General features: G+C 38.7%; 14 protein-coding genes and 1 pseudogene. 1 reads left to right on the forward strand and 14 read right to left on the reverse strand.

Annotated elements, in window-relative coordinates:
• Positions 1 to 19: 19 nt before the first annotated feature.
• The 11 genes from FEZ33_RS02910 to FEZ33_RS02960 form a co-directional block, all read right to left on the reverse strand.
• Positions 20 to 979 (reverse strand): DNA polymerase III delta subunit-related protein, encoded by a 960-nt coding sequence (locus FEZ33_RS02910; protein ID WP_138403894.1) that lies wholly within the window; start codon positions 977 to 979, stop codon positions 20 to 22.
• A 15-nt stretch (positions 980 to 994) separates the two neighbouring features.
• Positions 995 to 1324, reverse strand: coding sequence for a cyclic di-AMP receptor DarA (gene darA, locus FEZ33_RS02915; RefSeq protein ID WP_138403895.1), 330 nt, complete (start codon positions 1322 to 1324; stop codon positions 995 to 997).
• Positions 1325 to 1337: 13 nt separating this feature from the next.
• Positions 1338 to 1973 carry a dTMP kinase gene (gene tmk / locus FEZ33_RS02920; protein ID WP_138403896.1) on the reverse strand — a complete coding sequence of 212 codons (636 nt, stop codon included), beginning with the start codon at positions 1971 to 1973 and terminating at the stop codon, positions 1338 to 1340.
• A gap of 18 nt (positions 1974 to 1991) precedes the next feature.
• The gene (recR, locus tag FEZ33_RS02925; RefSeq protein WP_138403897.1) at positions 1992 to 2588 is read right to left on the reverse strand and encodes a recombination mediator RecR; all 597 of its coding nucleotides are present in this window, start codon (positions 2586 to 2588) and stop codon (positions 1992 to 1994) included.
• An 18-nt stretch (positions 2589 to 2606) separates the two neighbouring features.
• A complete protein-coding gene (locus FEZ33_RS02930) occupies positions 2607 to 2924 on the reverse strand; it encodes a YbaB/EbfC family nucleoid-associated protein (RefSeq protein ID WP_212746660.1) in 318 nt (105 codons plus the stop codon).
• 429 nt (positions 2925 to 3353) lie between these two features.
• Positions 3354 to 3902 carry an ECF transporter S component gene (locus FEZ33_RS02935; protein WP_138403898.1) on the reverse strand — a complete coding sequence of 183 codons (549 nt, stop codon included), beginning with the start codon at positions 3900 to 3902 and terminating at the stop codon, positions 3354 to 3356.
• A gap of 23 nt (positions 3903 to 3925) precedes the next feature.
• Entirely contained in the window at positions 3926 to 6064 is a 2139-nt protein-coding gene (dnaX, locus tag FEZ33_RS02940) for a DNA polymerase III subunit gamma/tau (protein WP_138403899.1), read from the reverse strand.
• A gap of 119 nt (positions 6065 to 6183) precedes the next feature.
• Positions 6184 to 8088, reverse strand: coding sequence for a M13 family metallopeptidase (locus tag FEZ33_RS02945; protein WP_138403900.1), 1905 nt, complete (start codon positions 8086 to 8088; stop codon positions 6184 to 6186).
• A 242-nt stretch (positions 8089 to 8330) separates the two neighbouring features.
• A complete protein-coding gene (locus tag FEZ33_RS12560; RefSeq protein WP_328590763.1) occupies positions 8331 to 8516 on the reverse strand; it encodes an HIT family protein in 186 nt (61 codons plus the stop codon).
• A gap of 241 nt (positions 8517 to 8757) precedes the next feature.
• A complete protein-coding gene (locus FEZ33_RS02955) occupies positions 8758 to 11175 on the reverse strand; it encodes a flavocytochrome c (RefSeq protein ID WP_138403901.1) in 2418 nt (805 codons plus the stop codon).
• Positions 11176 to 11199: 24 nt separating this feature from the next.
• Positions 11200 to 11799 (reverse strand): NADPH-dependent FMN reductase, encoded by a 600-nt coding sequence (locus FEZ33_RS02960; RefSeq protein ID WP_138403902.1) that lies wholly within the window; start codon positions 11797 to 11799, stop codon positions 11200 to 11202.
• Positions 11800 to 11977: 178 nt separating this feature from the next.
• On the opposite strand from FEZ33_RS02960, the gene FEZ33_RS02965 reads away from it, so the two are divergent.
• On the forward strand, positions 11978 to 12913 hold the full coding sequence (locus FEZ33_RS02965; protein WP_138403903.1) for a LysR family transcriptional regulator: 936 nt from the start codon (positions 11978 to 11980) through the stop codon (positions 12911 to 12913).
• Positions 12914 to 12950: 37 nt separating this feature from the next.
• Here the strand turns inward: FEZ33_RS02965 and FEZ33_RS12830 are convergent.
• The 3 genes and pseudogenes from FEZ33_RS12830 to FEZ33_RS02980 form a co-directional block, all read right to left on the reverse strand.
• Positions 12951 to 13163: pseudogene (locus FEZ33_RS12830) on the reverse strand (2-keto-3-deoxygluconate permease); the annotation flags it as partial.
• Between the two features lie 70 nt (positions 13164 to 13233).
• On the reverse strand, positions 13234 to 13419 hold the full coding sequence (locus tag FEZ33_RS12835; protein WP_268951492.1) for a 2-keto-3-deoxygluconate permease: 186 nt from the start codon (positions 13417 to 13419) through the stop codon (positions 13234 to 13236).
• Complete coding sequence (locus tag FEZ33_RS02980) at positions 13419 to 13598, reverse strand: hypothetical protein (protein WP_138403906.1); 180 nt, start codon at positions 13596 to 13598, stop codon at positions 13419 to 13421. The genes FEZ33_RS12835 and FEZ33_RS02980 overlap by 1 nt, the downstream gene beginning before the upstream one ends.
• Positions 13599 to 13808 lie beyond the last annotated feature (210 nt).

The following is a 13808-nucleotide window of genomic DNA, read 5'->3' on the forward strand; positions in this document are numbered from 1 at the left end:
CCTCTCTTCTTCGTATATATTATTGACTTGCTAAGATAGCAAGTCGTTCCGTAGCTAACTGAGGCGCAACATTTGCCTGTAATCGTTGTTTCGTCTCAAGAATCAAATCGTTTAATTCTAAAATATGTGCTAGCGACGGTTGTTTCGTTTTAATCACTTCGTTAATAAAATAAGCTTGGGTTAAATTCTCTATTTCAGTATTTGACAATATTCTCAACATGCTATGATTTAAGATTAATAAATAATCCATCCCATCTAAAGCTTGTTGAACACTCAAGGAGTTTTTAAGTTGAGTTTGAACTAAGATCACCGCATGAAGATTTCCATGAGCCAGTGTTGAATAAAAATAATTCAACGCCTTAAACCAATTCGTTACGTCAGCCTCTTCATAATCACTCACAAGTCTTTGGGCAGTTTCCGAAGACATCTTTCCGAAAATACGGGCATGCGCCTCGGATACCCCAGTTTCAATATAGTAAGCTACTCGCTCACTTACATTCGCTCTTGGAAAGTGAACACCTTGAACTCGAGATTGAATTGTTGGTAGTAGGTTACTTTTATCCTGAGTATAAAGGACTAAGTAAACTCCTTCAACGGGCTCTTCTAAAAAGGTCAATAACGCATTCGCACTCGAAGGATTCATTGTTTCAGCACTTTCAATGATTGCTAACTTGAAGTTACTTTCAATCGGACTGGTTGATAACCATTCTTTCAGTTCACGAATTTGATTTACTCGAATGGATTGCCCGTCTGGCTGAATTGAAACGACGTCAGCTAATTGATGATTTTGTGCCTTTTGACAATGTTCACATACACCGCAAGGTTGACCTACCCCATCCTTATTCAAACAACCTAATGCTTTAATCAGTTCAGTTGAGACATGCTCTTTACTTTCATAATCATCACCCGTAAATACATAGCCATGCACGAGTCGATTTTGGTGAATTAATTCATAAAAATAATGACTTAATTGCCCCATATAGACACCTCTAGACTAGAATCGGTAGAAACTATCAATTGGTAATACGAATACAATCGCTCCACCTACTTCAACTTTCATCGGAAATGACGTTGCGACGTCTAAGTTCATATCTAAGTTCGCTGGGTAAGCAACGACTTGATCTCTTTGCTCTGAACAATCGCGAATAATATCTAAGACTTTATCCACATTATCCTCTTCCACTCCAACTAAAAAGGTCGTATTTCCGTGTTTTAAAAATCCACCTGTACTACTTAATTTAGTAGCGGAAATATTGGCCTCGCGAAACGCGTTTCCTAATACAGCTTCATCCTGGTCTTGTACAATTGCAATGACTAATTTCATGATGATCCTCCTCTTATTCTATAAGTTCCTTGTCTTTTAATACTGTAATACATTCTTGTGCAACCTTTTCGACACTTTGGTTGCCGTTCACTAAAATAATTCGTTCGTTCTCTTTTTCAAAATTTAAGAAAGCTTCGCGCACCATTTGGTGGAAATCAATGCTCTCTTGATCTAAGCGGTCAAATTGGCGTTGCCCTCGGGCTTTATAAATACGCTCCAAACCAACTTCTGCTGGAACATCGATGAGCAATGTTAAATCAGGCATGTGGTCTTCAATTCCGAATTTGTTAATCGCCCAAATATCTTCCACTGGAATGCCTCGCGCAATTCCTTGATACGCAATTGAACTATCTACAAACCGGTCTGTAATGACGATTTGACCTTTTTCTAAGGCAGGTAAAATCGTCTCAATTAAATGTTGACGACGACTCGCAGCGAATAGTAAAGCTTCTGTTCTTGCGTCCATGGCGGTATTATCCACATCTAGAATAACTTCCCGGATGCGTTCTGCAATTGGGCTCCCACCAGGTTCTCTGGTCGTTAACACATCATATCCAGATGCCTCTAACATTTCTTTTAGTGCTCGTACTACACTTGTCTTCCCTGAGCCATCAGGTCCTTCAAGTGAAATAAATTTTCCTTTAGTCATCTCTACACTCCAACTCATTTATAACTCGCGTCTACCTTCAATGGCTCTAAATAAAGTCATTTCATCTGCGTATTCAATATCACTACCTACAGATAAGCCGTGAGCAAGGCGCGTTACTTTAATCCCGGCAGGTTTGATTAAGCGTGATAAGTACATAGCAGTTGCTTCACCTTCAGCGGTAGCATTTGTTGCTATAATCACTTCTTTAATTGTCTCATCCTCAAGTCGTTTAATTAAACTTGGGATATTTAAATCCTCTGGTCCTGTTCCTTCCATTGGTGACAAAACGCCACCTAATACGTGATACAGACCGCGGAATTCTTGCATTCGTTCCATTGACATGACATCTCTAGTATCTTCTACAACAAGTACTTGGCTACGGTCACGACTTTCATCCGTACATACAATACATGGATCAGAGTCTGTAATATTTCCACAAATACTGCAATGCGTTAAGTCACGCTTTGCGTTAATTAAATTTTGTGCAAATTCCAAAACATCTGCTTCGTTCATATCAAGCACATAGAAAGCATGTCTTGCGGCTGACTTTGCTCCAATCCCTGGTAATTTCGTAAAGGAATTAATCAGTTTCGCAATCGGCGCTGGATATTGCATACAGTCTCCTACTTTCTACTAAAACGGTAAGTTTAATCCTTGAGTGAATTTCCCTAAACGTTGTTCAGTTGCTTTATCAACTTGTACTAAAGCATCATTCACAGTCACAATGACTAAGTCTTGTAACATATCGATATCTTCTGGATCCACTAAGTCTTCTTTGATCTCTAATTCAACAATACGTTTTGCTCCAGTTACTTTAACTGTTACTAAGTTATTGTTATCAGATGCTTCAAAAATTGACGTTTCAATCGCTTTTTGTTCTTTCTCCATATCTTTTTGCATCTTTTGCATTTTTTGCATCATACCTTGCATGTTTCCCATTTTCATAAATATATCTCCTTTTTGTGCTTTCTCAGTGGGCAATATTTTACTTAAATCTTCGCTCACTCAGCCTCTCACTTTTGATTATTAGTTCATTATATATTCTAATATAATGTTTATCTTACTTATGTTGGTGCGATAGAGCCAATGATTTCACCCGCTCTTTAAACGATTCATCTTGGCTTTCTTTTACGCATCATTCTGTCATTTTTGCACAAATAAAATAAGCTTAAATGCTTAGCTCTATTATAACATAATCTCTTGTTTTTCGGACTACCAACGGCATTTTTCATATAATAATCTATAAAGGCTTTTCTTATTCTTAGATTAACAATATTATTGCTATTATTTTCAAAATACTGATACTAAAAACCCCGCCTAGTTTAAGTCTTGTCTAATATTGACAAGGACTAAACTAAACAGGGTTTTATTTAAAGGGTTTTATTTAAAACGGTCAAAGACCGGCTTTATTGGCCAATATAGTAACGGGACTAGAATAGCTGTGACAACGCCAGTAAATAAAGAAGCTGGCAGTGCTGAAATCGCGCTAGCCACTGCGCCACCAAGGACTGAACCTAACATCAATTGTTGGATGATGTATTTGAAAAATATCACCACAATCTTAGTCACTGCTCCGACAATACCTAGTGTGATAATGTTTCGCATTCGGTTATCGTAATGAAATACGTAACGAAAGATGCATTCTACCACTAATAGAACGATAAAGTTCTCAATTAAGGTGAAAAGTACGACTGGTAAATAACCGGACGTAATATCAAAAATCGCTAAGCCAAGTAAAGCGGCGATGGTTCCCTTTTTAAAGCCCATAAACAATATAGCTAATATCACTAAGGCGTTCCCTGGATGGACAAACGTATTGCTAATCGCTGATGGCATTGGGATTCGAATCATATAAATAGCCAAGACAATTAAGGCAGCATACGTAGCCATCTGAGTTAAATCTCGTGTATTAATCTTTTCATTATTCATATTCAATACCTGCTCTCATATCTTTAACGATCATAGTAAATATTTACATTCTCTTCACCGAATAATTCGATGGCTTTGGACACAATCTCAGGGGGACCTTCCTCTTCTTCAGGTTCATTATTATCTAATTCCATAGCTCGATGACTGGGTGAGCCTTCTTGCGAGAAGATGTCATCAATACTTCTCGTCGAATTCGGCAAAGACGCTTCAAGCGAATCCATCGAATGGTTTGCCTCTTGAGGTTCTTCTGCTGGCGCTTCCTGAGTTCCTTCTCTAACAGGCGCTTCTTGTGTCTTTTCAGACACTTCTTGAGTAGAAGATGCTTGCTCGTCAATAACTTCCTCTGTATCAGTTTGGTTATCTGACACTTCAGTTCCAGCTTTTGTCTCCACTTCAACTGTTTCTTCTACGTCGTCAGTTTCATCTTCTTCAATTGGAATCGGTGCACCGTTATTCTTTTTACGTAACATCGCATAGTTCTTACGAACATCCGCCCATTCACTTGCTAAGATGATAATGATTTTCATTGAAGTGCCCGTTTTTTGCTCGACAGTTTCTTCAATGAACTTCATTAGTTCATGGTCGTGTTGGACGTCTCCAGCATAGGCTGGATTTGGAAAGCTAATTAAGGCACTGCCTTCACCTGCTGCTAAAGGTTCTGTTTCAAAGAACTTTGCCCGTTGTTGAGGTGACAGTTCACCTAAGACTGCCGGCCAGTGTTCTTTCATCAAGCGAATATGTTGATGTGTCGCGTTATTCAATACACGGTAAACATGATTTAATCTCAATTCATAGCGCGCTTGTTGGCGAGCTGGACGTTTACGTGGGACTTTCGGTACTTCTTCGGCCCCTGGCTTCGCATCATTAGTCACTTCCCCGTTCCCTTCTTGGTTAATCGGTTGGACCCCTTGATTTGTTGGCTGGTTTTCTTTGAAGGCACGAATTAACTTATCCTGACTTTGCACTTGTTGAGACAAGGCTGCAAGTTTTTCTTCCAACTGACGGACTGTATCCATCAACGCACCATTGATTGCTTCGTTGGGTGCGCTAGCTGTATTAGCTTCTTGCCCACTGCTCACTAATTGTGTTTTATCCGTTTGGGCTAATTGAATCGTCATGACTTCAATATATAAGTTAGGTGAGGTACTAAAGCGCATTTTCCCTTGAGTTTCATTCAATGTATCAATGAGCACATAATAGAAATTTGCGGGAACCTCTTCGCGTAAAGGCTGAATTTCGTCTTCGCTAAGGAGTGTTTGGTTTTGTTTAATATGTAAAGTTAGTAACATATCACGACTGAATAAGATTAATTCATCAATAAAGCGTGCCGCTTGTTTTCCTTTTTGCAGTTGGTCATTGACGATTTCCAAGGCTTCTTCGATTTTTTGACGGTAAACGGATTGGATATAGTTTAACAAAGCCATTTGGTTTAAGCTTCCCGACACTTCTAGGGCCGTTTCAACGGTCACTTCTTCCGTATTAAAGGAAATCGCTTGGTCAAGTAAACTTACCGTATCACGCATTCCACCATTAGCTGAACGCGCAATGATTGCTAAAGCTTCTTCGTCATAGTCGATGTTGTCATGGTTAAGAATCTCTTCCATTCTTCCAATTAACTCTTGATCTGTATAAAGTTGGAAGTCAAATCGTTGTGTACGCGACAGGATTGTAGCTGGAATCTTATGAGCTTCGGTCGTCGCTAGGATAAATACCACTTGCTCAGGCGGTTCTTCCAATGTCTTCAACAGAGCATTAAAGGCTGCTGTCGTAAGCATATGAACCTCATCAATAATATATACTTTATAACGAGCTTGGCTAGCTGCATAGCGAACGTTCTCACGTAATTCACGGATTTCATCTACCCCATTATTTGACGCGGCATCAATTTCAACCACATCACCTAACTGACCTTCGGTAATTAAGCGACACATGTCACAGTTATTACATGGGTTTCCATCCGTTTGGTTCGGACAGTTAATCGCTTTTGCTAGAATCTTAGCAGCACTGGTCTTACCTGTTCCACGCGGTCCAGTGAATAAATAAGCGTGACTAATATGATTCGATTTGATGGCATTTTTTAGTGTTTCTTTAATAATGGGTTGTCCAACCATCTCGTCAAATGTTTGCGGGCGCCAAACCCGGTAGAGTGCTTGATAACTCATTTATTTTCCCCTTCCACATGTTCATAGTCCTACTCATTATAAACAAAAATACCCTTCATGACTATGAAATAAAATAAATTTCACAGTCATAAGGGAAGTCATCTCTTACTTATATTATCTTACCATATTACAACGCGGTCTTCTGGTGCAAAATACATTTTATCGCCTTCTTTAACATCAAAGGTTTCATAAAACTCATCCATGTTACGTACTTGAATGTTCGCACGTAATTCTGCTGGCGAGTGAACATCTATTGAAAGAAGTAGTTGTTGGTACTCAGGACGGGCTTTCAAGCTCCAAATACGCGCCCAATTCATAAAGAACTCTGCTAAATTCGCATCATCTTCTTGTTTCGTTGCTTCAAGCGCTGCCGTTAGGCCACCCCCATCAGCAATGTTCTCTGAAACAGTCAGTTTACCGTTCACTTTTCCGCCCGCAATTTCAATGCTATCCCATTGCTTGATCATCGCTTGCGCTCTTTGATCAAAAGCCTCTAAATCCGCTTCGGTCCACCAATTGTTCATGTTCCCTTGAGCGTCAAATTTCGCTCCATTATTATCAAAGGCATGCGACACTTCATGGGCAATGACTGCACCGATTCCGCCGTAATTCTCACTCCGTGTTTGATCCACACTATAGAAAGGTGCTTGTAAAATCGCCGCTGGGAAGCAAATTAAATTATGGTTTGGATGGAAGTAAGCATTCACAGTTGCGGCACTCATCCCCCACTCACTGCGGTCAACATCTTTGTTCCAACGCGCAAAATCACGTTCATTAAACTGACGCGTAAATTCTGCTGTATTTGAGTAGAAACTCGCTTCATCGTTCACTATTAATTTTGTGTAAATTTCTGGATACGTATCAGGATACCCTACAAAAATATCTAACGCATCGAGTTTTTCAATCGCTAACTCAATCGTCTCTGGTGTTAACCACGTATTGGCTTTCAGACGGTTTTGGTAAACGTCAATCATTGCTTCGACCATCTCACGTACGTCTTGACGGGCTTGGTCTCCAAAGTATTTCTTACCGTAATAATCCCCAATCACTTGACTAAACATACCAATGGTTATGTAGTAAGCGTGTTTTTCAGGACTTTGCGTCTTCGGACTCCCTGATAAAGCTAATTGGTAAAGACTTCCAGCTTGGCGAAGTTCTTCAGATAATAAAGCTGTTTGACTATTAGCTAAGTTCACGATCAGCCAAGCTCTTAACAACTCAATCTGGTCATTATTAACAATACCTTGGAAAGCTTCGAAAAACTCTGGCTCAGAAACAATGGCTTTATCAATATCTTGACCGATGAGTTCTTTGAATAAAGCTAAGAAGTCAAAGTCTTGTGAGTAGCTTTTGATCTCCTCTGCTGTACGCGGGTTGTATGTAATCGTATAATCCGCTAATTCTTCAGAACTTTTCATGTGTGGAATGAATAAAGCATCGAATTCAACCGCTTGTTCAACTAAGTTTGCCGCTTCATCTGCGTCAAATTCCATTAACTCTAATACTTTTTGACTCATATCTTTGTACACTGTTAATAAGCGTTCGCCCGCTTCATTACCTGGTTGATAGTAAGTTGTATCTGGTAAAATCGTACCCGGCACAGATAAACCTAAGATGTATGTTGATGTATCTTTCATATCCGGTCCAATGCCGAGTGAGAAAGGTAAAGGCAAGTCATAAAGAACCCACTCTGACGCAAGTGTCTGCAAGTCTTGAATAGTTTCTAGAGCTTTTAACTTTTCTAGTAACGGTTGAACAGGTTTCGCCTCAAGCGCATTACGTTTGTCGAAATCCATCGCTTGTTGATAGTACTCAAGCATTTCGCCTTGTTCATCGTTCGTTAAGTCAATTTCTCCAGCCACCATCTTGTCCAGATCAGTCATTAATAATTCCTCTACGCCATCACGCAGATTCATAAAGCCTCCGGTTGACGATTTGTCATCTGGAATTACAGCCGTTTCAAGCCATTCTCCGTTGACCGCCTGATATAAATCATCTTTAATGAGTTCTTTGTCTATTGTCATTCGTTTCACTCCTATTTGAATATTTAGTCTATTATAGCACTTTTATATTAAGCTAGAGTGAAGTGGCGCTCACACTTGCTAATATTTTCCCATAAAACATGAGCCAAGACAATCGACAGAATGTCAGCATCTAACCTCATAAAATATCATTAAATTTCTAATTCTTTACGAAGATCAGAAGCCATCTTCTCGTATGCTTCTTCATCGAGGAATGTTTCACCTTGATTCATCGCAAAGCGTGTTCACCACTCAAATTCGCCTTCATATTTAGGTACAACATGGAAGTGAAGATGCGAACCACTGTCGCCGTAAACACCATAGTAAATTTTATCTGGTGGAAAAAGTTTATACATTGCTTTAGCAACTTTAGATATATCAGCAAAGTAGTTATTTCGCTCTTCGTCTGTAATATCGACCATTTCACTCACGTGATCTTTTTACGCAACAATGGTACGACCTGGGTGACTTTGCTCACGGAAAATAATAACCAATGACGTTTCCAGCTCACCTACAAGATAGCCAAACTCATCTAATCATTCACCTTTTTGACAATAACCGCAATTTGGATCCAAACCATGTAACATACCTCCATATTCTTATTCCACACTAGTATATTGAAGATTTAACAAACATCCTACTCTGAAGTAAAATATTTTGAAACTCAGTGCTTTATGCTAAATGTGAGGCATTCTTACCAGCAATGCGCCCGAACGTAAAGATATCCGATAATGCATTCCCACCAAGACGGTTTCCGGCATGAATTCCGCCCGCAACTTCACCGGTAGCATATAGACCCGGAATAATATCGCCGTCTTTAGTCAATACATGTGTATTTGAGTCGATTTTTAATCCACCCATTGTATGATGGACCGCAGGTTTTCTTGGTGTTGCATAGAATGGTGCTTTCTCAACTTTATATTCAAATGCTCCTTTATGAAACTCTGGATCTTCCCCGACATCTACATACGAATTATATTTATGAATTGTATCAACTAATACCGATGGCTCCATACCAATCATCTCAGCTAATTCTTCAAGTGTATCTGCTCGGAATAAAACGCCTTGCTCGACTTCTTTCTCAATCTTCTCATCATTGGTATTCATGGCAGTACCTTTGATGTTCTCATCTGCGATTAAGTAGAATAGTCCACCGTTATCGATTGCTGCTTTAGATAACTCATCTCGACTTCCATATTCGTTAACGAATCGTTTACCTTCTTGGTTCACCATAATAAAGTTTGCAGGAGGCACTTGTAGCCCTGAGAATAGCGCTCCAGTATTTGGATCGGTTGTTGGTAACATTTGAATATAACCCATATCAACTAAATCTGCGCCAACACTCTCACCTAAACGAATACCGTCACCCGTAATAGCAGGTGAATTCGATGTTTTAATATCATCCGCAATCTCAGCCCAATATGTATTATATTTTTGAAGCATCTTCGTGTTTGAACCAAATCCACCTGAAGCAAGAACGACTGAGTCTGCATGAACGATAACTTTGCGCTTGTTGGGTCCATTAGCAATTAAGCCGACAACTTTACCGTCTTCAACGATTAATTCTTCCACTGACGTATCTGTTATAATCTCTCCATCGTGAGCAAGTACGTATTTCTGAAGGGCATCAACATAAGCAAATCCTTCATTCTCTTTCGGTTTGTGACCTCTTCTCCAGTTCGCTCCCACTGGCATTTGGACATTCTCTTTATCGAATTCAACCCCGATATCTTCTAACCAGTGAACTGAGTCTAAGACATTATCCGTTAACGTCTTCACTAAATCATAGTTTCCGTAAGCTTCATTGCCTTCTAGGTCATGTCGTTTACCACCTAGATATGTTTGAATTCGATGCCATAAAGTTGAATCAAATAAAAATTCTTCTTTCCCATCAACTTGGTTGAAATAGTCTTGAATTTGTTCTTTAAGCATATTAAAGTCTTCACGGTATTCCTCGTGGATTTCTGCTTCATCCAGCTCAAGAATGCCTTTTAACGTTGTATCTTCACCGGCTAAAGCTGTCATCCCATTTTGCCAGACAGGGTTGGCCGCATTCATTGGTCCACCCGTTCTAACTGTGTTACCACCAATCGATGGGAATTTTTCAAGCAATGTTACTTTTTTGCTTTCTTGAAGTGTACTTGCGGCTGCACTTAATCCCGCTCCCCCACCACCAATAACAACCACGTCAGTTGTGATTTCAAGTGGTTCTTCTTGAGGTTGTTGCGTTACTCGACGACGTTTTCTCATAACTTCTGCATCTGCTCCAGCTAATTCAACCGCAGTAGCTACTCCATCAATAACCCCTTTACTTGTCACTGTTGCGCCAGAAATAACGTCAACGTTTAACGTTTGACCGTCTAGAATTTCTTCTGGAATACGTGTGAATACAACATCCGCAATTCCTGCTGACTCGCCTTCAGTATCAATTTCAATCGCTTCAATACGGTTCTTTGATAAGCGAACCACCATTGGTAAATCACCATTATGCCCAGGTGTTGTTACTGAGTATTCCCCTGGTATAAATTCGATTTCTTCAGGAATATTCAATAAGTTCGCCACATCAGTAAAGCGGACGAATTTTTTGAAGCAACTTTCTAAGAATTTAATGGTTCCTTCATCTTTTAATTGCTCGTTTTCATCAAAGACTTCATGCACACGTCCTAGTAGAAATTCACTTCCCGGCATTACTGTCGCATTCACACCTGGTGCGTCAAGGACTTGGCGTAAATGAAGTTGCGAACGTGACGATCCTTGAACATCATAAGATGCACCGACAATCATCACAGGTTTACCATCGAACGGGTGCACTTTGAAAGATAGCCATTCTAAAGTACTTTTTAACGCAGATGGAATCGAGTGATTATGTTCAGGTGTCGCAATAATGACCCCATCAGCTTCCATAATTTTTTGGTTTAACTCTTGAATCACTTCACTGTCTGTTTGATCATCTGATTGGTTAAACATTGGCACTTTATCAATTTCTAGTACTTCAATGTCAACATCAGTAAAATGTCCCTTCATATAATGAAGTAACATTCTGTTATAAGAAAACTCAGCGTTTGTTCCAACAATTCCAACAAATTTCATAATTAATTACCTCCTATATCTTAATTATTTCCAAGTAAATGACATTTGACTCTTTCTGATTTTAGACGATGATTCTAATAACTTATTTGTTATTTCAACAAACTCGACGAATTCTTCAAAAACTTCTTCTAATTCTTCAACTTTTGTTTGGTCTTTTAAATTACCTTCCTCATCAAAAGCTTGGCTAGAACGACCTAATAGGAATTCAGAACTCGGCATAATACGCGCTTTAAGTTCAGGCGCATCTAGAATCTGACGTAAATGTGCTTGCGCTCGTGACGACCCAAGTGAGCCTAGGGAAGCTCCTGTAATTAACACTGGTTTGTTTAATAAAGGCTGAGTTGTATATGAAAGCCACTCTAGTAAGCTTTTCAATGCAGCTGTAATCGTGTGATCATATTCTGGGGTACTAATAATAACGCCGTCTGCGGCGAGTATTTTATCTGATATTTCTTGAATGCCTTTTGGAGCAATTCTTTCTTTAGGTTCATTAAAAGCAGGTAAATCTTTAATTTCACAGAGTTCAATATCCGCTTGTGAATTAAAATGCTTTTGAATATATTGTAATAATTGGCGGTTTGTCGACTGATTTGAGTTTGTACCTACAATTCCTATCAATTTCATCTTTAAAATCCCTTTCTATTCATTGTGCATGTGGCAAAATGAGCATGATATTGTAAAAAATTTAGCTCATGAACTTCAATACTTTATACCTATATAATAAATATTAATGACCTATTTGTGAAATATTTATTTAGTTATGGTATCATAAGTAAAAAGCAATAAGAAAGAAGTGTAACATATGACTTTGAATAATTATCAAGATATCTTGCAATACATTGATGTGCTACTCAAACATAATTCATTCACTAAAGCAGCCAAAGATCTGTACATTTCTCAACCTTATCTCACTCAAATTATTAAGAAAATCGAAGATGACTTAGGCACCGAAATCATTAATAGAAAAAGCCCTCAGCTACAATTAACTGAAGCAGGAAAAGTGTATTATCAATATTTGGAAAATTCAGATGCCGAATTAAATCAATTGAAAAACACGTTAATTCAATACAATGAAGATTCTCCCATTTCTCTCAGTATTGGTGTCTTGTCTAGTCTCGCAACCTTTATCTTACCGATTACTTTACCAAAATTTGTTCAAGCACATCCCGAAGTCACGTTAACGATTCTAGAAGATTTACCAAGTAACAGTGAAGCGAAAGCAATGAATCAAGAGATTGATTTCTATATTGGTCAAAATCCAGAGACAGTCTCCCCTTCGTTGATAACACATCTTTGCGGAACCCATCGGTATTATGCTGTGATTCCACCTAGTTCGGATTTATATATCAGTGGCTCTGTTGAATTGAGCTCGAATACAATTGCGATTGATAAATTATTAAGCCAAGACTTGGTGCTAACATCAAGTGGATCTGCAATTCGCCGTCAAATTGACCGCCTTTTAAAACGCTATAGTATCACGCCTAACATTGTCTTAGAGTCCACAAATATTTATACTGTTTCAAAATTTGCAGAGCACGGTTCGGGCGTTGCTTTTATCCCAGAAAGTGCTTTGCCTACTTTACAGGAAGATTTAGAATATAATTTATATCCCATCTCCCTCGACTTAATGTCGGTTGATTTTTTTATCGCTTACTCTTCACGACTATACTTAACTGATTTACATCATGATTTCTTAAATAGATTCATTACGAACGTGCAGACGCATTTGATTGTATAAAAAAATCGTTAGATTCATCGATGAATCTAACGATTTTTTATAAGTTATTTTCTTTATATCTTTTTACAATAATCGGTGTCATGAGACTTGTAACGACCACGACTGTTAGTAGTTTTGCGGTCGCATTTAGGACATATTCCATAAGCACGGGTTTCATTGCCCCTATAACAGTGGGCGTTCTGACCGAGGCTCCAGCTGCTGACATCTTTGAAAGCGAGGCAACTCCATTATTTTTCAATACTTTTGTGTCAAGTGAGAGTTGGTATAGGTTAACTAAATAGTAATCCCACTAAACCGGACTGCGTAGCTTCAATTAAATTTTAACCTTGTCCAATATTCCATCCTAATAAAAGTAGTAAAGCTGCAACTCCTGTCCCGAAAATTTTACGGAACCCTTGTACGATATGTCCAAGTATTATTCCTAAAATCACTGGAATCAGCGTTGAAACGAGTAACATCCATTCACATCCATCAGCATACGATAAACTATAGATAAATACCGGCACTAATGGTATTCGGCAAACAAAGAGGTAATACCAAAGACTGTCTTGTCTTTCTCTTTTCCAAAATCATTAACTAAGGCTAAATAAACCGCAGGATTAATACTTCCAATCGCAACAATGAAGTGCGCAAGTAATAGCACACCATGATTTTTGATTACTTTCTTTAAAGCACCAAGCTTCATACCTGTCCCTGAAAAGAAGCTTATTGATCGACTTCAACATCTTATCATCCCCTATTTGATATTATTTAATTATGTTCAATATACCTGAATAATTCATAGTTTTTCTAAAAATGTCAATTAATGTTGTGATTATAGTACTTGTAGTAAATTGCTTCATCACCCGTTAGGTGATGCAAAAAGAACCCCTTTCTGATATGGTTAATTCACAAC

The sequence above is a fragment of the Ruoffia tabacinasalis genome (assembly GCF_005864045.1).
In the GTDB taxonomy this organism is placed as follows: Bacteria; Bacillota; Bacilli; order Lactobacillales; family Aerococcaceae; genus Ruoffia; species Ruoffia tabacinasalis.